This is a genomic window from Croceicoccus sp., assembly GCF_983967925.1.
Genome location: NZ_CFETID010000002.1, coordinates 187,097 through 206,535, shown reverse-complemented (window position 1 = coordinate 206,535; position 19,439 = coordinate 187,097). Strand labels below are relative to the sequence as shown.

The following is a 19,439-nucleotide window of genomic DNA, read 5'->3' as shown; positions in this document are numbered from 1 at the left end:
TGGGCCCGGCGGGCTCAGCTGTAGCGATAGGGGTATTTGTCGATGGTGGTCATGCTGCGCGTCTGGTTGCATAGGAAGACCGTGCCGGTGAAATAGATGCCCGGTTCGGTGACCGTCTTCGCGAATTCGAACGTGTCGCGCAATTGCTGCACCGTCATCTGCACGGGCGCCTCGTTCGGCTGGTAGGTGAGGCCGTAGGGATAGTCCTCGTCGTCCTTGCTGATCTCGACATGGCAGCCCATCACATGGGTGACGGGATGGGTGTCCACGAAATCGATCAGCCGCTGCATGCTGTCGAACCACGGCTCCCAGAAACTGATGTAGCAGCGACCGCGATAGAACATGTCGCCGGTATAGAGGATCTGGGTGTAGCTGTCGTAATAGGCGAATTCCGACACAACATGGCCGGGCGACCCCCAGATCAGGATCTCGCGCCCGCCAAGGTCGAGCGACACGCGTTCCTCGGGAAAATTGGTCATACCCCAGAAGCCGACCATCTCCTCATGCGTCAGGCCCATGTAGCGGGTGTTGGGCCGTTCGGCGAACTGGTTGACCGCCGCATAATGGTCGGCATGCAGATGGCTGAACGCGACCAGCAGTTCCATACGTTCGGGGTTCTTGTCATTGCGCTCGCACCATTCGTCGATAGTCGCATCGACGATGCCGCGCAGGTCGCAGTCGTTGCGCAGCTGCACGAAACCCTCGTCCAGCAGCAGGATCCGGTCGTTCCCGAAATAGAGCGGGGCGAAGGGCGCTTCGTAGCTGTAAGCCTTGTTCTGGCGCAGGATCGCGGTGTGGTCGTTGTACCAATGCACCTGCCACGGCGGGTCGGTGTTATCCATGCAGGATTCCGACCCGAAGATCCATCTGTCGGGAAAGCTGCCGGCGGCGGGCAGGTTGCTGGTGAAATCGATCGGCGGGCCATTGCCGGCGCGCGACTGGGCATAGGCCACGCCCGCGCCCGACAGCGGGATTGCGGCGACGGCATTGCAGGCAAGAAACATGCGGCGGTCCATGAATGTGTCCCCCAGTTCAGAACGGATGCGGCGGGCGGATCTGCGGCACGTCGGCGGGCCACACATTGGTTCGCTGATCGGGGCTGACGCCGTTCAGCAGGATGAAGTCGGGCCGGATCAGCATCAGGTCCCTCCCCTGAACCTCGCGTGCATATTGCAGCGCCTCTGCGATCAGGGACGGTTCCATTTCCAGCACGCGTTCATAGGGCCGGTAATTGCGGAAGCGCGGATAGGCCTGACCCGGCACGAACATCATGTCGATATGGCCGCCCATCACATATTTGACGGGATTGGCGTCGGCAAAGGCCTTCAGCCTTTCGAGCGAGGCCACGAAATCGCGGTCGTTCCCGATATTGATCTTTCCGGGAAACAGCAGGTCTCCGGTGAACAGGAAATCGCAATAGGGATCGTAGAAGCTGAGCCCGTCCTTGTGCGTGCCGGGCGTCGGGATCACCTGGATCACGCGGTCGCCCAGATCGATGCTGGACGTGCCGGTGGGCCACTTGCCCAGCAGGCCGTGGAATTCCTGCATCGCGGCCAGCGGCGTGGGCGCAATGGTCGTGTCGGGGCGGCCCGCGAACTGGGCAAGGCCCTTGGTCTGCGCGTGGTCTTCGCCCGATGTCATCACCAGAGTCAGCGGCACGCGGGTGCGCCCCCTCGCCTTGGCCCAGCGTGCGACGATCGCGTCGACCGTCTCGCGCAGCGGGTAATGCGCGGGGTTGGCGCTTGCGCCATTGTCTATCAGCAGCGCGCCCTTGTTGCCGAACAGCAGATAGGTGAACGGCGCTTCCCAATGCACGCACATGTTCTGGCGCAGGATAAAGCTGTCCTCGTTATACTGCATCACCTGCACGCGCGGGTCGGTGTTCTTCGCCGCTACGTTCGATCCATATGCCCAGCGAAAGGCGATATTGCCGGGCGCAGGGCCGTCGCTGGCATAGTCGTGTATCACGGGGGCGGCGGGATGCAGCGGCACCGCACTGTCGGTATTGCGCACGCCGGGGCGGTTATACTGCAATTCCGGATTGCCGTTGGGATAGCTGCGCGAGGTGGACGATTGCGGATTGCCGGACAGTTCCGGTCGGTAGGTCTGGTTTTGCGGCATCGCACTCCCCCCATGCGCCGCCCGAAGGCAGCCGTGAACGATAGCCCTAGATGCACGCCCTCCCAGACGTCGCGCCTCGCCGGAACCTTGCGATTCCGGTGCGCGCGACGATCATCCTACGGATATTACAAAACATATCAACAGTAATAATTCTTCATGGACAAGCGGCCCAATTCGCGCAATGCTGCATCCGCGAAAGGAGTTCGAATCATGCTCATGGGGGTCCGCCACGCGGGAAAAATTGCACTGATGCTGTGCGCGATGCTGATCGCTGCCTGCTCACCTTCGGGAAGCGAGCAGCAGGAGCCGCGCACCGAATTCAACATCGGCTGGTCGATCTATGCCGGATGGATGCCATGGCCCTATGCGCAGCAGGCCGGCATCGTGAAGAAATGGGCCGACAAGTACGGGATCGAAATCAACTTCGTGCAGGTGAACGACTATGTCGAGTCGGTGAACCAGTACACAGCAGGCAAGCTGGACGGCGTAACCGTCACCAACATGGATACGCTGACCATCCCCGCCGCTGGCGGCAAGGATACCACCGCGATCATCGTCGGCGATTATTCGAACGGCAATGACGGGATCCTGCTGAAGGGTTCGAACGATCTGGCCGCGATCCAGGGCCGCGACGTCTATCTGGTCGAGCTTTCGGTCTCACATTACCTGCTCGCGCGGGGACTTGAGACCAAGGGCATGCCGTTGACAGCCGTCAATACCGTCAACACGTCGGATGCCGATATCGCGGGGGCCTTTTCCTCGCCCGACATCACCGCGGCGGTGGCATGGAACCCGCAGCTTGCGACGATGAGGGACACGGCGAATACCAATCTGGTGTTCAGCTCCGCCGATATTCCGGGCGAGATCATCGATCTGCTGGTCGTCGATACCGCGACGCTGAAGGCCAATCCGAACCTCGGCAAGGCGCTGGCGGGGATCTGGTACGAAACGATGGCCCTGATGCAGCAGGACAGCGAAGCCGGGCGCGAGGCGCGTGCGGCGATGGCCAAGCTGGCGGGCACCACGCCCGACGTGTTCGATGACCAGCTGTCGACCACCTATCTCTATGCCGACCCCGCCGCCGCGGTCGAGGCGACCCGTTCGCCCGCCCTGGTCGAGACGATGACGCGCGTGCGCGACTTCAGCTTTGCGCAGGGCCTGTTCGGACAGGGCGCGCGGTCGGCCGATGCGGTGGGCATGTCCTTCCCCGGCGGCACCGTGCTGGGCGATCCGGACAATGTGACGCTGAGGTTCGACGACACCTACATGCAGATGGCCGCCGAAGGCGCCCTGTGACGGGCACAATGATCGGGGCGGCTGCGGGCACGATGCGCGCAGCCGCCCAAAGCGGGGGTTCTGATCGATGCGCTGGGTAAATCGCCGGCCGCGGCGCGGCAACCGGATGCTGTTGGGCGCGATCCCGATCATCCTGCTGATCGTGCTTTATCTCGCGGTCGCGGGGGCGCGGCACGCGGTCAATCCCGCCGACAAGATCCTCCCCCTGCCCGGCGCCATGATCGAGGCGATGGCCTCGCTGGTGACCGAGCCGGACCAGCTTTCGGGCGAATATCTGTTCTGGGCCGATACGCTGGCCAGCCTGACGCGGCTGGGCATCGGGCTTGCGATCTCCACGCTGTCCGCACTGCTGGTCGGGCTGGTGCTGGGGATATTGCCGCCGGTGCGCGCCACGTTCGGCCCGCTGGTGACGGGCATTGCGGTCATCCCGCCGATTGCGCTGCTGCCGATCCTCTTCATCGCCTTCGGGCTGGGTGAAACGGCCAAGGTAGCGCTGATCGTGGTGGGCATCGCGCCCTTCATGATGCGCGACATCGCCGCCCATATCGGGGCGCTGCCGCGCGAACAGATCATCAAGGCGCAGACGCTGGGTGCCAGCAGCTGGCAGGTGATGATCCGCGTCGCCCTGCCGCAGGCCATGCCGCGGCTGATCCAGGCGGTGCGCCTGTCGCTTGGCCCCGCATGGGTGTTCCTGATTTCCGCCGAGGCCATCGCCGCCGACATCGGGCTCGGCTACCGCATTTTCCTCGTCCGGCGTTACCTATCGATGGATATCATCCTGCCCTATGTCGCGTGGATCGCGCTGCTTGCGGTGGTTATGGACCTTGCCCTCACCTGGGCCAGCAACCGCCTGTTCCCCTGGGCCCATGGAGCCGACCATTGAGCGCGCTGCTTAGCCTTCGCAACATCTGGGTCGAGTACGGCGAGAAGATCGTGCTCGAGAACGTCTCCCTCGATATCGAGGAAGGCTCGTTCGTGTCGATCATCGGCCCGTCGGGCGCGGGCAAGAGCAGCCTGCTGCGCGTGATACTGGGGCAGGAAACGCCCACGCGCGGCTCGATCCTGCTCGACGACGTGCCGCTGCCGGGCGAATGCGGGCCGGATCGCGGCGTGGTATTCCAGCGCTATTCGGTGTTTCCGCATCTCTCGGCGCTGGGCAATGTGATGTTCGGGCTGGAATGCAAGCAGGCGCCCTTCTCCTCGCGCCTGTTCGGTTCGCAGAAACGCGCCGCGCGGGAGAAGGCGGAAGAGATGCTCGCCCATGTCGGGCTGGACCACAGCATGCATCTTTATCCGGCCGAGATGTCGGGGGGAATGCAGCAGCGGCTTGCCATCGCGCAGGCGCTGATCAAGCGGCCCCGCATATTGCTGCTGGACGAGCCGTTCGGCGCGCTCGATCCCGGCATCCGGACCGACATGCATGCGCTGATCACGCAGCTCTGGAACGAATACCGGCTGACCGTGATCATGGTCACCCACGACATCAAGGAGGCGTTCTCGCTGGGGACGCGGGTGCTGACGCTCGACAAAAGGCGGCACGATCCGCACGCGCCTCACCGCTATGGCGCGACGGCGGTCTACGATCTTGAACTGACCCGCAAGGAAACGCCCAAAGCCGCCGATGCCGAGCCCGAGGTTTCAGCGGGCAGTATTACGATTGACAATAATCATAATAATTGAGAGACCGTTCGCATGAGTTCAGAGCCCACCAATCTTGCCCGCCTGAGCATGAGCCTGCCGGCCGAACTGTTCCGCCAGCTGGACATGATGGTCGAGGAACGCGGCCTGCCTTCGCGCTCGCAATTGATCGCCGAACTGATCCGCCACGCGCTGGCCGAGCATGAGGCGCGCGTGCGCCCCGACGACATGCTCGCGGGCACGGTGACGCTGGTCTATCGCGGCAATCGCGGCAAGGCGCGGCAGCAATTGTCCGAGACGCAGGCCGATTACCTGAAGGAAGTCATCTCCTCGCAGCATGTCTTCCTTGAGGACGACCAGTCGATGGAAGTTCTGCTGGTGCAGGGCCCTGCCAACAGGCTCGAGGAACTGTGCGACGCGCTGCGCGGCATTCGCGGCGTGAACCAGCTGCAACTTGTCACCACCACCGCCCTGCTGCCGCCTCTGCACGAGCTGGAAGGCGAAGAGCCGCCCGCCAAGGGTGCGGCCAAGGGCGCTGCGAAGAAGAGGGAAACCGCATGACGACCAATCTGGCCGATCCGATGGCGGCGCGCGACCATGCCCGCGCCATGGCCGGCACCAAGGCCGAGGCCATGCCGGTGCTTCCCCCCGTGGCGGACGATCTGCCCAAGGGCGTGTCGGCGGACGATCTGGTGTGGGAAGAGACCATCGCGGCGGGCGGCTATGCCACGCGGCGCCTGTCGCGCGGATCGCGGCTGCGGCTGATCGATCTGGAGGGCGATGCCTGCGCCTCGCTGCTGATCTATAACGCCGACATGCCGACCGAGCGGCTGAACGTCGCCGACACGGTGAAGGTCCAGTGGAACGCCTATCTGGGCGAAAACAAGCTGCTGCTGTCCGACATGGGCCGCGTGCTGATGAGCATCGTGCACGACGACGCGGGCACGCATGACACGTTCTGCGGCACCTCCAACGCGGCCACCAACACCGCCAAATATGGCGAGGGCCGCAACAGCGGGGCCTTTCCCAACGGGCGCGACCGTTTGCTGTTGGGTTCGGCCAAGCACGGGCTGCGGCGCCGCGACGTCCACCCCTGCGTCAACCTGTTCAAGGGCACGCGGATCGAGAAGGACGGCACCATCATTCCGCAGGTCGGCCCGTTCGATTCTGGCCGCAGCGTGATCCTGCGCGCCGAGATGGACGTGATCGTCGTGATCGCCAATTGCCCGCACGTGATGGATCCGCGCGATGACTATAGCGTCACCCGCCTGCGCGCCACCGCATGGCGCGGGCCGGTCACGCCGGAGGACGACGCCGCGCGCAACGCCTCGCCCGAGGGGCTGCGCGCGTTCGAGAATGTCGAAGACTACTACCGCCGCTGAGAAAGGGCCGACACATGACCACAGATCCGGCCACTACCGGCCTTTCCGGCAGCATCGTGCATGACGAGATCGTGCCCGCCCGCGCACCATGGCTGCACCATGTCGCCAAGGGCCAGACCCTGCGCGTCGTGGATGTGGAGGGCAATCAGGCCGTCGATTTCCTGATCTATTCAGCCGCCGACGATGTCGAGCGTTACAGTGCGCAGGACACGGTCGCGGCGCAGGGGAACCTGTTCCTCAAGACCGGATCGGTGCTGCTCTCGAACGAGGGGCGGCCGATGATGACCATCACCGACACCTCGGTCGAATATCACGACACCATCGGCGGCGCGTGTTCGTGCGAATCCAACACGCTGCGTTACGGCCACCACACCAAGGCGCAGCACGCCTGTGTCGAGAATTTCCTGGAGGCTAACCTCACCGAAGGCCGGGGCAAGCGCGACATGGTGCCCAACATCAATTTCTTCATGAACGTCCCGGTCGAGGAAGACGGGTCGCTGGGCATCGTCGACGGCATTTCCGCCCCCGGCCTGACCGTCGACCTGCGCGCCGAGATGGACGTGATCGTGGTGGTGTCCAACTGCCCGCAGATCAACAATCCCTGCAACGCCTTCAACCCCACTCCTGTCCGGATGATCGTGACCGCATGAGCTTTGACACCGTTCTCGTGGCGAACCGGGGGGCCATCGCCACCCGGATCATCCGCACGCTGCGCCGCATGGGGCTTCGCTCGGTCGCGGTCTATTCCGAGGCGGATGCGGGATCGCTGCATGTGTCCGAGGCCGACAGCGCGATCTGCATCGGCCCCGCCCCGGCGGCGGAAAGCTATCTCAACATTCCCGCGATCCTTGCAGCCGCGAAGGAAAGCGGCGCGGGCGCGATCCATCCCGGTTACGGCTTTCTGGCCGAGAATACCGAGTTTGCCGAGGCCTGCGCGGCCGCCGGCATCGTGTTCGTCGGCCCCACGCCCGAAAACATCAACATCTTCGGCCTGAAGCACAGCGCCCGCGCTCTGGCGGAGGAACACGGCGTCCCCCTCGCCCCCGGCACCGGCCTGCTGACGGACGAGGCGGAAGCGGTCGAGGCGGCGCGCAAGATCGGCTTTCCGGTCATGCTCAAGGCCACGGCCGGCGGCGGCGGCATCGGCATGCGCATCTGCGAGGACGAGGCCGCCGTGCGCGACGGTTTCGCGGTCGTCGCGCGGCTTGGCGCGGGCAATTTCGGCGATGCGGGGGTCTTCCTCGAACGCTATATCGGCCGCGCGCGCCATATCGAGGTGCAGATCTTCGGCGACGGCCAAGGCCGCATCATGCCGCTGGGCGAACGCGATTGTTCCTTGCAGCGCCGCAACCAGAAAGTTGTCGAGGAAGCCCCCGCCCCTCGCCTGTCCGATGCCAAGCGCGCCGAGCTGATCGCCGCGGCTGTGCGTCTGGGCGAAGCGGCGCGTTACCTGTCCGCGGGCACGGTCGAATTCCTGTTCGATGCCGAGCGCGAGGAATTCTTCTTCCTCGAGATGAACACCCGCCTTCAGGTCGAACACGGCGTGACCGAGGAAGTCATGGGCGTCGACCTCGTCCAATGGATGATCCGCGGCGCGGCGGGCGATTTCACCTTCCTCGACCGCGAGCCTCCGGCGGCGCAGGGCCATGCGATCCAGGTGCGGCTCTATGCCGAGGATCCGGCGCTGGACTATCGCCCCACGGTCGGCGCGCTGACCGCGGTCGACTTCCCGTCCGACATCCGCGTCGAGACATGGTGCATGGCGGGTAATGAGGTGACCAGCTGGTACGATCCGATGATCGCCAAGCTGATCGTCCACCGCCCGACGCGCGACGAGGCGATCGCGGCGATGCAGGACGCGCTGGACGTCAGCCGCATCGACGGGATCGAGACGAATCTGCGCTGGCTGCGCGACGTGGTCCGCAATGAGAAATTCGGCAGCGGCGAGGTATCGACCCGGCTGCTGGAGAGCGTGAACTATCAGCCGAACTGCATTCGCGTGACCAGCGGCGGCACCGCGACCACGGTGCAGGACTGGCCGGGACGGCTTGGCCTGTGGGACGTGGGCGTGCCGCCATCGGGGCCGATGGACGACCGTTCGTTCCGTCTGGGCAATCTGATGCTGGGCAATCCGGAAGGCATGGCCGGGCTGGAGGTCACCGTCAGCGGACCGACCCTGCAATTCAGCGCGCCGGCCCGCATCTGCCTGACGGGCGCGGATTTCGGCGCGAAGCTGGACGGCGAGCCGGTGGAACGCGGCACGGTGCTGTCGGTCGAGGCCGGGCAGACGCTGGCGATGGGCCGGACGGCAGGCGGCGGCGTTCGCGGCTATATTTTGTTCGCGGGCGGGCTGGACATCGCGGCCTATCTGGACAGCCGCAGCACCTTTGCGCTGGGCCAGTTCGGCGGCCATGCCGCGCGGCGGCTGCTGGCGGGCGACACGCTGCATCTTGGCGCGGAGGAACCGGCGACCGAACCGGCGGCGCTGGCCCTCCCCGAGATCGGGCGAAGCTGGGAACTGCGGGTGCTCTACGGCCCCCACGGCGCGCCCGATTTCTTTACGCCGGACGACATCGCCGAATTCGTCGCAGCCGAATGGCAGGTCCATTACAACAGCAACCGCACCGGCGTGCGACTTGTCGGGCCAAAGCCGCAATGGGCGCGCAAGGACGGCGGCGAAGCAGGGCTGCATCCGTCGAACATCCACGACAATCCCTATGCCATCGGCGCGGTGGACTTTACCGGCGACATGCCGATCATCCTCGGCCCCGACGGCCCTTCGCTGGGCGGGTTCGTTTGCCCGTTCACGGTGATCGCGGCGGATCGGTGGAAGATCGGACAATTGGCCCCCGACGACCGGCTGCGCTTTGTGCCCGTCAGCGCCGAGGATGCTGCGGAGGCGGCAGCGGCGCCGCTGGACCGTTTCGGCAGTGATCACGCCACACGCGATATCGCCGATCTGTCGCCGATCCTGGCCGAGATCCCGCAGCAGGGCATCCGCCCGCGCGCGGTCTATCGCCAGCAGGGCGACCGCAACATCCTCGTCGAATATGGCGAGATCGTCCTCGACATCGAATTGCGCATTCGCGTCCACGCCTTGATGACCGAGCTTGAGCGGCTGAAGCTGCCAGGCGTGATCGACATCGTGCCGGGCATCCGCTCGCTGCAATTGCATTTCGACGGCAAGGCGCTGGACCAGAAGGCTGCATTGGCCGCGCTGATCGAGGCGGAGGAAAAGCTCGGCGACCTCGAGGATTTCCGCATCCCCTCGCGCATCGTGCACCTGCCGCTCAGTTGGCGCGATCCGGCGACCATCGAGACGATCGAGAAATACATGGGCGCGGTGCGCGACGATGCGCCGTGGTGCCCCGACAATATCGAATTCATCCGCCGCATCAACGGCATGCGCGATGCCGACGCAGTCGAAAGCCTGATCTTCGATGCCAGCTATCTCGTGCTGGGGCTGGGCGACGTCTATCTGGGCGCGCCGGTGGCGACCCCGGTCGATCCGCGGCACCGGCTGGTCACCACAAAGTACAACCCCGCCCGCACGTGGACGCCGCCAAACGTGGTCGGCATCGGCGGGGCCTATATGTGCATCTATGGCATGGAAGGTCCCGGCGGCTACCAGCTGTTCGGACGCACCATCCAGGTGTGGAACACGCACCGCCAGACCGACGCCTTTGTCGACGGCAAGCCATGGCTGCTGCGTTTCTTCGACCAGATCCGCTTCTTCAAGGTCGACGCGGATGAGCTGGCCGACTGGCGGCGCGATTTCCCGAATGGACGCCGCTCGATCGAGGTCGAGCATTCGGAATTCCGCCTCGCCGATTATCGCGCCTTCCTGAAGGAAAACGCCGAAAGCATCGCCGCGTTCGAAGCCACAAGACAGGCTGCTTTCGATGAAGAGCGCGCCGAATGGGAACGCTCGGGCGAGTTCGACCGGATCGGCGATCTGGCCGATGCCGACGCGGGCGCGGCGGAAGTCGCGGCGGTCGAAGTGCCCGAAGGCAGCGAGCTGATCGAAGCACCCTTCGGCGGTAGCGTGTGGAAGCTGATGGTCGAGCCGGGCGATGCGGTAGAGGAAGGCGACATCATTGCGGTGATCGAGTCCATGAAGATGGAATGCCCGTTCGAAAGCCCCGCCAGCGGCACGGTGTCGGCGCTCTACATGCAGGAACGGCAGTCGCTGCAACCCGGAACGCCCATGCTGGCCCTGAGGCGCAGCGCATGACCGACCTCAATCGCCAGAGCGTCACCGCCATCGCCGACGCGGTTTCGTCGGGCCGGACCAGCGCGCTTGCCGTCGCCGAGGATACGCTGGCGCGGATCGAGGCCTATGATGCGATCCAGCCGCAGATCTGGATCAGCCGAGCGCCGCGCGACGGCGTGCTGGAGGCCGCGCGCAAGGTCGATGCACGCATTGCCGCTGGCGAAACCCTGCCGCTGGCGGGCGTGGCATATGCGGTGAAGGACAATATCGACGTTGCTGGGCTGGAGACGACAGCCGCCTGCCCTGCCTTTGCCTATTCCCCCGACCAGTCGGCAGGCGTGATCGAACGGCTGGAGGCCGCAGGCGCGATCTGCGTCGGCAAGACCAATCTCGACCAGTTTGCCACCGGCCTTGTCGGCGTGCGCAGCCCTTATGGCATTCCGCGCAATGTCTATAACCGCGATTACGTCAGCGGGGGATCCAGTTCGGGATCGTCGGTCGCCGTCGCAGCGGGCCTTGTCCCGTTCGCGCTGGGCACCGATACGGCGGGATCGGGCCGGGTGCCGGCGGCGTTCCAGCACCTGATCGGCTTCAAGCCGACGAAAGGCCGCTGGAGCACGCGCGGTCTGGTCCCCGCCTGCCGCAGCATCGATTGCATCACCGTGTTTACCGACAGCATCGCCGACGCGCGGCGCGTGGACGAGAGCATCGCCGCCTTCGATGCCGGTGATCCGTGGTCGAAGCCGCTGGCCGATGCCGCGCTGACTCCCAGGGGCATCGGTGTGCCGCGCCCCGACCAGCGCGTGTTCTTTGGCGATACGCAGGCGGAATATTTCTACGACCGCGCCCTCGCCGCCCTGTCGCAGAATGCCGAGATCGTCGAGATCGACATCCACCCGCTGCTCGAAGCCGCGCAATTGCTGTACGGCGGGCCTTGGGTCGCCGAACGCACCGCCGCGGTCGAGGCGCTGCTGAAGAGCGATCCCGATGCGATCGACCCCACGGTCCGCGGCATCGTCGAGGCGGGGCTGGACATGAAGGCGGTCGATCTGTGGAACGGCATCTACCGCCTGGCCGAACTGAAGCGTCAAGCCGACGGGTTATGGGACGGCATCGACATGCTGGCCTTTCCGACGACGGGCACGACCTATCGCGTGCGCGAACTGCAGGCTTCTCCGGTTGCCCTCAACAGCAATCTGGGCCGCTATACCAATTTCGTGAACCTGCTCGACATGGCGGCGATCGCGGTGCCTGCCGGTCAGCGCGGCAATGGCACGGGCTTTGGCATCACGCTGATCGGCCCTGCCGACACCGACCGCGCGCTGATGGACGCGGCCGAAACCTATCTGGACGCGGCCGATCTGCCCGCGCTTCCCCCGCTCGATATGGAGGATAATATGGAACGCGTGAAACTGGCCGTCGTGGGCGCGCATCTGAAGGACATGCCGCTGCACTGGCAGCTTACCTCGCGCGATGCGACATTCGTCGGCGCGTTCGAGACGGCGCCGAACTATCGCCTCTACGCCATCGCCAACAGCACGCCGCCCAAGCCCGCGCTGGTACACACCGCGGACGGCGCGGCGATCAAGGTGGAGGTCTATGAACTCGACATGGAATCCTTTGGCAGCTTCACCGCCGAGGTGCCCGCGCCGCTCGCCATCGGGACGGTGACCCTGTCCGACGGGTCCAGCGTCAAGGGCTTCGTGTCCGAACCGCGCGCGACCGAGGGGGCCGAGGACATCACCCATCTGGGCGGATGGCGCGCCTTCATCGCGGGCAGCTGAACGATGGCGCGCCGCCTTCATGACCTTCGCCGCACGGGCGGACATTCGTGATGGCGGACGCGCTTGGCCGGTTGCGGGCATGGGCGGCGCGGCGGCTTGACGCTGCCGGGCCGGACGCGGGCGCAAGCGAGGAATATCGCGCGCTGATCGAGGATATCGAGCGGATCGAGGCCGAGCGCGCCACCATGGAACGCGCGCTGGGCGCCGCCACCGCCGCGAACGAGGCGAAGAGCCGCTTCCTTGCCAGCGCCAGCCATGAAATCCGCTCGCCGCTCAATTCGATCTACGGCTATGCGCAATTGCTGGAGCGGAACGAGGGGCAGGGCGCGCTGCATGCCGCGCGGATCATTCGCCGCAGTTCCGAACATCTCGCCAGCCTCGTCGAAGGTCTGCTCGACCTGTCGCATGTCGAAAGCGGCGCGTTCCGGCTGCAGCGCGAGACGATCCGCTTTCCGGCGCTGGTCGAACAGCTTGAGGACATGTTCGCTCCGCAGGCGCAGGCGAAGGGGGTCGCGTTTCGCGTCGAACGGCCCGGCGCGCTGCCCGAATTCGTGCGCGGCGACCAGAAGCGTTTGCGGCAGGTGCTGATCAACCTGCTGTCGAACGCGATCAAGTTCACCGATGCGGGCGAGGTCATGATGACGGTGCGCTATCGCAACGATCTGGCCACTTTCGAAGTCGCCGATACCGGCATCGGCATCGCTTCGGAGGATATCGACCACATCTACGACCCGTTCCACAGCCGCAGCCATCAGGCCGGGCTGGACCGCAGCGGAGTCGGGCTGGGCCTGTCGATCACGCAGGCGCTGGTGCATGTGATGGGCGGCGAAATCCGGGTGGAGAGCGAGCCCGGCAAGGGCAGTTGCTTTACCGTGCGGCTGATGCTGTCGCAGCCGCAGTCGCATCCGGCGGACACCACGCCCGCGCGGGTCATCACCGGCTATTCGGGCCGCCGCCGCACGATCCTCGTCGCCGACGATGACGAGACGCAGCGCGATCTGCTGGTCGGCCTGCTGGAGCCGCTAGGCTTTACCATGCTGACCGCCGCCAATGGCGACGAGGCGCTGGAAATCGCCGCTGAAAACCTGCCCGACCTCGTCCTGCTGGACATCGAGATGCCGGGACAATCGGGCTGGGACGTGGCCGAGGCGCTGCGCGCGGCGCATGGTACGGTGATGCGGATCGTGATGCTGTCGGCCAATGCGCATGAACAGCATCAGGGCGGCGACGGCAGCATGGCGAATGACATGTTCCTGCTGAAACCCTTCGAATTCAGCGCCTTGCTTGATGTCGTATCCGCGCAATTGTGGATCGAATGGACGGGTTCGAAGGCTGGCGGCGACGAAGCGCCTGCCGCCGCGCGCCGGATGCTGGTGCCGGGGGCGCGGCCCCATCTGGCAGAAATCGACCGGCTGCTGCGCACGGGCAATGTGCGCGGCGTCGAAGGGTGCATCGATTCCATCGCGGCGCTGCATCCGGATGGCCTGCCGGTGATCGACGAGATGCGGGCGTGTCTCGATTCTTTCGACCTCAAGGGCCTGAGGGCCCTGGCACAATCGGCGCAGAACGATGCCGCCTGAAGAAGACCGCAAGGACCGCATCCTCGTCGTCGACGACACGCCGGATTCGCTGAGCCTGCTGGTCGACACGCTGGAACACGAAGGCATGACCGCGCTGGTCGCCACCAGCGGCGAGGCGGCCATCGAACTTCTGGCAGAGGTCACGCCCGACCTGATCCTGATGGACGCGGTGATGCCCGGCCTCAGCGGGTTCGAGACCACGCGCCGGATCAAGCGCGACCCCGCTATGGCCTTCGTGCCCGTGATCTTCATGACCGGGCTGACCGAATCCGAACATGCGATAACCGCGCTGGAAACCGGCGGCGTCGATTACATTCGCAAGCCCATCGTGATCGAGGAGCTGCTGGCCCGGATCCGCGTGCATCTGAACAATGCGCGCATCGCGCATCGCTCGCGCCTTGCGCTGGACGGGGCGGGCCGGCACCTCGTCGGGCTGGACGCGGACGGCAAGGTGCTGTGGTGCACGCCGCAGGCGGGCAAGCTGCTGTCGCGCGTCGATCCGCAATGGAACGAGGACGCGCCCCGCCTCCCCTCTGCCATCGCCGTGCCGGTTCAGCGCCTGCTGCACGAACCGCTTAATCCCGCCCAGTCGATCCGCGCCAAGTTCGACGATTTCGACATCGAGATCGCCGCAGTCGAAACCGATCGGAACGGCGAGACGCTGATCCGCATGACCGAGATCCGCGAAGGGGCCGAGATTGCCAGCCTGCAGAAACACGGCGGCCTGACCCAGCGCGAGGCCGAAGTGCTGCTGTGGGTCAGCTATGGCAAATCGAACCGGTCGATCAGCGAAATTCTGGGCATCAGCCCGCGCACGGTGAACAAGCATCTGCAGCAGATATTCATCAAGCTGGGGGTCGAAACGCGGGCGGCCGCCACCGCCACCGCCGTCAGGATCATTTCGGGATGATTGGGGCCCGCGCAAACCAGCCCGAGAATGGCCGCAATCGGGTGATACAAGCCCTTAAACCTACGTCATTTGGACACTTACTGCGCACGGGTCCAACCCCGTATTACGAAGCAATGCCGCACTGGTCGGACGTGAATGGAACGAAGTCCGCACGACCGGCCGCATTCAATCGATGAGCCAGTAGGACACGAAAGGGCGACATGAACGGAACGCGCGTAGGAAACAGGATTATCGGTGCCGATGCGCCGGTCACCGTCGGCTGGGAAAACATTCCCAAGGTCGAGGGCGGACCGGTGAAGCGTTTCGTCTTCACCTGGTTTCAGCCCACCATGTTGGTGGCGCTGGTGCTGTTCTGGTATTATGCGCCCAATTCCATCGCGACCGCATCGACCGCGATCGCCCTTGGCATCGCGTTCAAGGTCCTGCTGCTGGGCCTGGAATGGGTGAACCCGCGCCACGACAGCTGGCGGCTGACGTGGAAGGAACTGGCGACCGACCTGTTCTATGTCGGCATCGGCTATACGCTGGTCAACATGATCGAAAGCTATATCGGCGCGGGCGCGATCATCGGCTGGGTGCAGGATTCCTTCGCTTGGGAGAAGTTCGCCTGGTTCATGGCGATGCCGCTGCTGCTGCAGGCGGTGCTGATCTCCTTCATCTTCGATTTCGGCCAGTACTGGATGCATCGCGGGATGCACAACTGGTACCCGCTGTGGCTGACCCATGCGCCTCACCACTACATCACGCAGCTCAACATCAACAAGGGCGCCGTCGGCAACCCGATCGAGCTGTTCCTGATCGGTCTCGGCATCGGCGGGTTCTTCGACTTCATGCCGCGCGCCTTCCTGCTGGCGGGCACGCTGGGGCTGACCGTGTCGATCTATCAGCACATCAACGTGCGGTTCAACACGCCGCGCTGGTGGAGGTTCACCTTCAACACGACCGAGCACCACAGCGTCCACCATTCGCAAGACTATGAGGCGAGCCGCAGCAATTATTCCGGAACCTGGATCATCATCGACCGCATGTTCGGAACCTGCATCGATGGCGAAGCGGAACTGCTTGGCATGGAGGGCGGCCGTCCCATGTCGATCCGCGAGACGATGACCTTCCCCTTCACCGAGGGATGGAAGTCGATAAAGGCGCGCCTTGGCCGGGGTGAACCGCCGCCCGAACCGGCCGCAGTGCCCGCCGAATGACGGTCCGGTGCCCGCAGGCCCTCTCCTGCGGGCACCCCACCGGTTTCCTCTTGGGTCAGGATAACACGTGAAATTTCCGTTCTTCGATCACATCTGGCACATCCGGGGCAGCGTCCCGCTTGCGCCGAACCAGACGCATGACGAGGCCTATGACAGGCTGATGCCGCTGTTCCTGAAGAGCGGCACGACGCACGAGAGATCGGGCGACACGCTGACCTTCGAAAAGAAGGATCAGGAAGCGCAGGACAAGATGTCGATCTTCGACCGCGGCGTGTTGCAGATCGTGGACGCACCGGGCGGCTCCTTCCTGCGCTATCGCATGGCCAGTCGCGCACTGCTCTATTGCTTCCTTGCCCCGCTGCTGTTCCTGGCGTTCGCCCAGCTGAACATACAGATCGGCGAATGGGAAAAGGCATCCGCCGCCGCGGAAGCCGGTGCCGAGGAAGAGGACGAGAAGGAAACGATCGAACTGCCGCAGAATGTGATCGACAAGGCGCTTGGCGCACCGGCCCCCGAGATCGACGGCCCTGGCGCAGAGGACGAGGAAGAAGGCCCCTCCCCCACGCCGGCCTATGTCTTCGCGGGACTGTTCGTCGCGCTCTATCTTGGTGGCCGCATCCTTGAGGACCGGCTGATCAAGTCGCTGTTCCGCAAGCGGCTGCACGGGATCGGCGACGACAAGGGACAGAACAAAAAGGATGCCGAGGGCGAGACCGGCTCGCGCATGTTGTCCTTCTGACCTGACCCGCCATCGCGCCCTTGCCGGGCGCCTGCTTCACAATTCGCATTTGAACGAGCGGCCGCGGCGGACCTGATCGCCCGGCCGTCTTCGTTTGCGCCGGTCCTCGCGCGAAGATTTCGCTTGCAAAAACGATAATGCATGATCCATTTTCTCTGCCGTCACGCCGGAACATCGGCGGACGAGGGGGAGATGCCTATGTTCAGCGCGGTCTTGCGTTACGCCGTCGCGGGTCTGTTCATCCTGCTGGGATTATTGCTGGGCGCTGGCGGGGCGCGGCTCGTCACGCTGGACGGATCGCCCTATTACCTGATCGCGGGCGTCGTCCTGTTTGCTGCGGGTCTGCTTGCGCTACGGCGCAGCGGATATGCGCGGCTGCTATATGCCATTTTCCTGATCGCTACGCTGGTCTGGGCGCTGGTCGAGGTGGGTTTTCAATTCTGGGCCCTGCTGCCGCGACTGGCGGGTCCTGCCGTGCTGGCGCTGCTGCTTGCGCTGCCCTTCGTGGGACGCGCGATCGGCGGTCCGCGCGCCCGCCTTGGCAGCTGGGCCGTGTTCGGGGCCGGGCTTGCCGCGCTGCTGGCTCTTGGCGGCAGCTATCTGGCGTCGGGTCCGGCATTGGGCGATCCTGCGTACAGCGACACGCCGCGATTGATGGCGGCGACGGACAGCGACACGGAATGGACCGCCTATGGCCGCGACGCTGCCGGAACGCGCCATTCTCCCGCCGCGCTGATCACCCCCGCGAATGTCGCCTCCATGACCGAGGCGTGGCGTTACCGCACCGGCGACAGCAATGCCGCGCGGCCCGATATCGCGCAGCCGATGTCCTTCATGGTCACGCCGCTGATGGTGGACGATCTGCTGGTGTTCTGCACGCCCATCGGAGCAGTGGTGGCGCTCAATCCCGATAGCGGGCGGCAGGTCTGGCGGCACGATCCGAAGTCCGAATTCGGCGCGGCGCAGATGCTGAACTGCCGCGGCGTTTCGGTGCACCGCGCCAGCGTCGATGGCACTGGCGCGCGCGAAACGGGCGGGCTTTGCGCGAGCCGGGTGCTCAGCACGGCGGTCGACGGGCGGCTGCTGGCGCTCGACCTTCGGACCGGACGCCCCTGCCCGGGTTTCGGCGACAATGGCACCGTTTCGCTGCTCGATGGGCTGGGCGAATTCGACGAGGGGGCGACCTATACCACCTCGCCGCCGGTCATCATCGGCGATACCGCAGTGCTCGGCGGCTATGTCCGCGACAATTTCAAGACGAACGATCCCTCGGGCGTGGTCCGCGCGTTCGATGTCACCACGGGGCGGATGCTGTGGGCGTGGGATTCTGGCCGCCCCGACGATGCGCCCCCGCTGGCGGAGGGCGAAACCTATACCCCCGCCTCGCCCAATGCGTGGAGCGTGCTGAGCGCGGATCCCGAACTGGGCCTTGTCTATGTGCCCACCGGCAATGCGACACCCGATCATGTCGGCATGCATCGCAGCGCGGAGTTGGAACGCTATGCCAGTTCGGTCGTGGCGCTGGATGCGGCGACCGGGCGGGTGCGCTGGCATTTCCAGACCACACGGCACGATCTGTGGGATTATGACGTGCCCGCGCAGCCAGTGCTGTTCGACATGCCCACCGCCTCGGGCATGGTGCCCGCGGTCGCCGTGCCGACGAAGCGGGGCGAGATCTTCATCCTCGACCGGCGCGACGGCACCCCGCTGACGGGGATCGAGGAACGGCCCGCGCCGCAAGGCAATGTTCCGGGCGAACGATATGCGGCGACGCAGCCCTATCAGACCGGCTTTCCCTCGCTGATCCCCGCCGCCCTGCGCGAGGCCGACATGTGGGGCGCGACGCCGATCGACCAGCTGTGGTGCCGGATCCGTTATCGCTCGCTGGATTATCGGGGCGATTTCACGCCGCCCTCGACGCGCGGGGCGCTGCAATATCCGGGCATCTTCGGCATGCTGAACTGGGGCAGCGTCAGCGTGGATGCGGCGCGCGGGCTGATGGTGGTGAACTCATCGGCCATTCCGCAGGTCGTGACGCTGCATGACCGCGCCGCGATGGCGGGGCAAGAGGCGGGTAATGCCCATACCGCCGGCATGCTGCCGCAGGAGGGTACGCCCTATGCGCTGACGATGGAGCCGATGGTTTCGCCGCTGGGCATCCCCTGCACTACGCCGCCATGGGGACAGCTGACGGCCATCGACCTGGCCGACCGCACGGTCGCGTGGCAGAGGCCGCTTGGCACATCGGAGGATATCGCGCCCATGGGCATCGCGGTGCCCGGTATCTTCAACCTGGGTGGGCCGGTCACGACCGGCGGCGGCGTCACGCTGATCGCGGCGACGCTGGACGATTATCTGCGCGCGTTCGACACCAGAACGGGGCAAGAGCTGTGGCGCGGACGCCTGCCCGCAGGGGGACAGGCGACGCCGATGACCTTCGTGTCACCGCGCAGCGGGCGGCAATTCGTCGTGATCGCGGCGGGAGGGCACGGATTCCTCGGCTCGACGCCGGGAGATTACCTGATGGCCTTTGCCCTGCCCGATGGAGCAGCGCAGGACGCGCCAACCTCGCGATAG

The 19,439-nt window shown here is 65.3% G+C and carries 15 protein-coding genes; 13 read left to right on the top strand and 2 right to left on the bottom strand.

What is annotated here, in order from left to right:
* Positions 1-14 precede the first annotated feature (14 nt).
* Together AC4FIJ_RS02185 and AC4FIJ_RS02180 are read right to left on the bottom strand one after the other, a co-directional pair.
* Positions 15-1,016: an MBL fold metallo-hydrolase gene (locus tag AC4FIJ_RS02185; protein WP_490335096.1), complete on the bottom strand. Its 1,002-nt coding sequence runs from the start codon at positions 1,014-1,016 to the stop codon at positions 15-17.
* Between the two features lie 16 nt (positions 1,017-1,032).
* Complete coding sequence (locus AC4FIJ_RS02180; protein WP_490335095.1) at positions 1,033-2,121, bottom strand: MBL fold metallo-hydrolase; 1,089 nt, start codon at positions 2,119-2,121, stop codon at positions 1,033-1,035.
* A 210-nt stretch (positions 2,122-2,331) separates the two neighbouring features.
* On the opposite strand from AC4FIJ_RS02180, the gene AC4FIJ_RS02175 reads away from it, so the two are divergent.
* The 13 genes from AC4FIJ_RS02175 to AC4FIJ_RS02115 all read left to right on the top strand — a co-directional run bounded on the left by AC4FIJ_RS02175 (position 2,332) and on the right by AC4FIJ_RS02115 (position 19,439).
* A complete protein-coding gene (locus AC4FIJ_RS02175) occupies positions 2,332-3,417 on the top strand; it encodes a putative urea ABC transporter substrate-binding protein (RefSeq protein WP_490335094.1) in 1,086 nt (361 codons plus the stop codon).
* Between the two features lie 67 nt (positions 3,418-3,484).
* The gene (locus AC4FIJ_RS02170) at positions 3,485-4,300 is read left to right on the top strand and encodes an ABC transporter permease (protein WP_490335093.1); all 816 of its coding nucleotides are present in this window, start codon (positions 3,485-3,487) and stop codon (positions 4,298-4,300) included.
* Positions 4,297-5,097 carry an ABC transporter ATP-binding protein gene (locus AC4FIJ_RS02165; protein ID WP_490335092.1) on the top strand — a complete coding sequence of 267 codons (801 nt, stop codon included), beginning with the start codon at positions 4,297-4,299 and terminating at the stop codon, positions 5,095-5,097. The genes AC4FIJ_RS02170 and AC4FIJ_RS02165 overlap by 4 nt, the downstream gene beginning before the upstream one ends.
* A 12-nt stretch (positions 5,098-5,109) precedes the next feature.
* Complete coding sequence (locus tag AC4FIJ_RS02160) at positions 5,110-5,616, top strand: CopG family ribbon-helix-helix protein (protein ID WP_490335091.1); 507 nt, start codon at positions 5,110-5,112, stop codon at positions 5,614-5,616.
* On the top strand, positions 5,613-6,437 hold the full coding sequence (locus AC4FIJ_RS02155; protein ID WP_490335090.1) for an urea amidolyase associated protein UAAP1: 825 nt from the start codon (positions 5,613-5,615) through the stop codon (positions 6,435-6,437). The genes AC4FIJ_RS02160 and AC4FIJ_RS02155 overlap by 4 nt, the downstream gene beginning before the upstream one ends.
* Before the next feature lie 14 nt (positions 6,438-6,451).
* Complete coding sequence (locus AC4FIJ_RS02150; protein WP_490335089.1) at positions 6,452-7,087, top strand: urea amidolyase associated protein UAAP2; 636 nt, start codon at positions 6,452-6,454, stop codon at positions 7,085-7,087.
* The gene (uca, locus tag AC4FIJ_RS02145) at positions 7,084-10,671 is read left to right on the top strand and encodes an urea carboxylase (RefSeq protein WP_490335088.1); all 3,588 of its coding nucleotides are present in this window, start codon (positions 7,084-7,086) and stop codon (positions 10,669-10,671) included. The genes AC4FIJ_RS02150 and uca overlap by 4 nt, the downstream gene beginning before the upstream one ends.
* Positions 10,668-12,434: an allophanate hydrolase gene (atzF, locus tag AC4FIJ_RS02140; protein ID WP_490335087.1), complete on the top strand. Its 1,767-nt coding sequence runs from the start codon at positions 10,668-10,670 to the stop codon at positions 12,432-12,434. The genes uca and atzF overlap by 4 nt, the downstream gene beginning before the upstream one ends.
* A gap of 50 nt (positions 12,435-12,484) precedes the next feature.
* Positions 12,485-14,014, top strand: coding sequence for an ATP-binding response regulator (locus AC4FIJ_RS02135; RefSeq protein WP_490335086.1), 1,530 nt, complete (start codon positions 12,485-12,487; stop codon positions 14,012-14,014).
* Positions 14,004-14,924 (top strand): response regulator, encoded by a 921-nt coding sequence (locus AC4FIJ_RS02130; RefSeq protein ID WP_490335085.1) that lies wholly within the window; start codon positions 14,004-14,006, stop codon positions 14,922-14,924. Before AC4FIJ_RS02135 ends, AC4FIJ_RS02130 begins: the two co-directional genes overlap by 11 nt.
* A 200-nt stretch (positions 14,925-15,124) precedes the next feature.
* Positions 15,125-16,123, top strand: coding sequence for a sterol desaturase family protein (locus tag AC4FIJ_RS02125; RefSeq protein WP_490335084.1), 999 nt, complete (start codon positions 15,125-15,127; stop codon positions 16,121-16,123).
* Between the two features lie 67 nt (positions 16,124-16,190).
* Complete coding sequence (locus AC4FIJ_RS02120; RefSeq protein WP_490335083.1) at positions 16,191-16,862, top strand: hypothetical protein; 672 nt, start codon at positions 16,191-16,193, stop codon at positions 16,860-16,862.
* Between the two features lie 141 nt (positions 16,863-17,003).
* Positions 17,004-19,439: a membrane-bound PQQ-dependent dehydrogenase, glucose/quinate/shikimate family gene (locus tag AC4FIJ_RS02115; protein WP_490335082.1), complete on the top strand. Its 2,436-nt coding sequence runs from the start codon at positions 17,004-17,006 to the stop codon at positions 19,437-19,439.

Bases quoted from the DNA above. Each gene is read 5' to 3' on its own strand.
- uca (WP_490335088.1), top strand. From the start codon at position 7,084: ATGAGCTTTGACACCGTTCTCGTGGCGAACCGGGGGGCCATCGCCACC.
- AC4FIJ_RS02170 (WP_490335093.1), top strand. From the start codon at position 3,485: ATGCGCTGGGTAAATCGCCGGCCGCGGCGCGGCAACCGGATGCTGTTG.
- AC4FIJ_RS02155 (WP_490335090.1), top strand. From the start codon at position 5,613: ATGACGACCAATCTGGCCGATCCGATGGCGGCGCGCGACCATGCCCGC.
- AC4FIJ_RS02125 (WP_490335084.1), top strand. From the start codon at position 15,125: ATGAACGGAACGCGCGTAGGAAACAGGATTATCGGTGCCGATGCGCCG.
- atzF (WP_490335087.1), top strand. From the start codon at position 10,668: ATGACCGACCTCAATCGCCAGAGCGTCACCGCCATCGCCGACGCGGTT.
- AC4FIJ_RS02185 (WP_490335096.1), bottom strand. From the start codon at position 1,016: ATGGACCGCCGCATGTTTCTTGCCTGCAATGCCGTCGCCGCAATCCCG.
- AC4FIJ_RS02130 (WP_490335085.1), top strand. From the start codon at position 14,004: ATGCCGCCTGAAGAAGACCGCAAGGACCGCATCCTCGTCGTCGACGAC.
- AC4FIJ_RS02135 (WP_490335086.1), top strand. From the start codon at position 12,485: ATGGCGGACGCGCTTGGCCGGTTGCGGGCATGGGCGGCGCGGCGGCTT.
- AC4FIJ_RS02175 (WP_490335094.1), top strand. From the start codon at position 2,332: ATGCTCATGGGGGTCCGCCACGCGGGAAAAATTGCACTGATGCTGTGC.
- AC4FIJ_RS02150 (WP_490335089.1), top strand. From the start codon at position 6,452: ATGACCACAGATCCGGCCACTACCGGCCTTTCCGGCAGCATCGTGCAT.
- AC4FIJ_RS02160 (WP_490335091.1), top strand. From the start codon at position 5,110: ATGAGTTCAGAGCCCACCAATCTTGCCCGCCTGAGCATGAGCCTGCCG.
- AC4FIJ_RS02180 (WP_490335095.1), bottom strand. From the start codon at position 2,121: ATGCCGCAAAACCAGACCTACCGACCGGAACTGTCCGGCAATCCGCAA.
- AC4FIJ_RS02115 (WP_490335082.1), top strand. From the start codon at position 17,004: ATGATCCATTTTCTCTGCCGTCACGCCGGAACATCGGCGGACGAGGGG.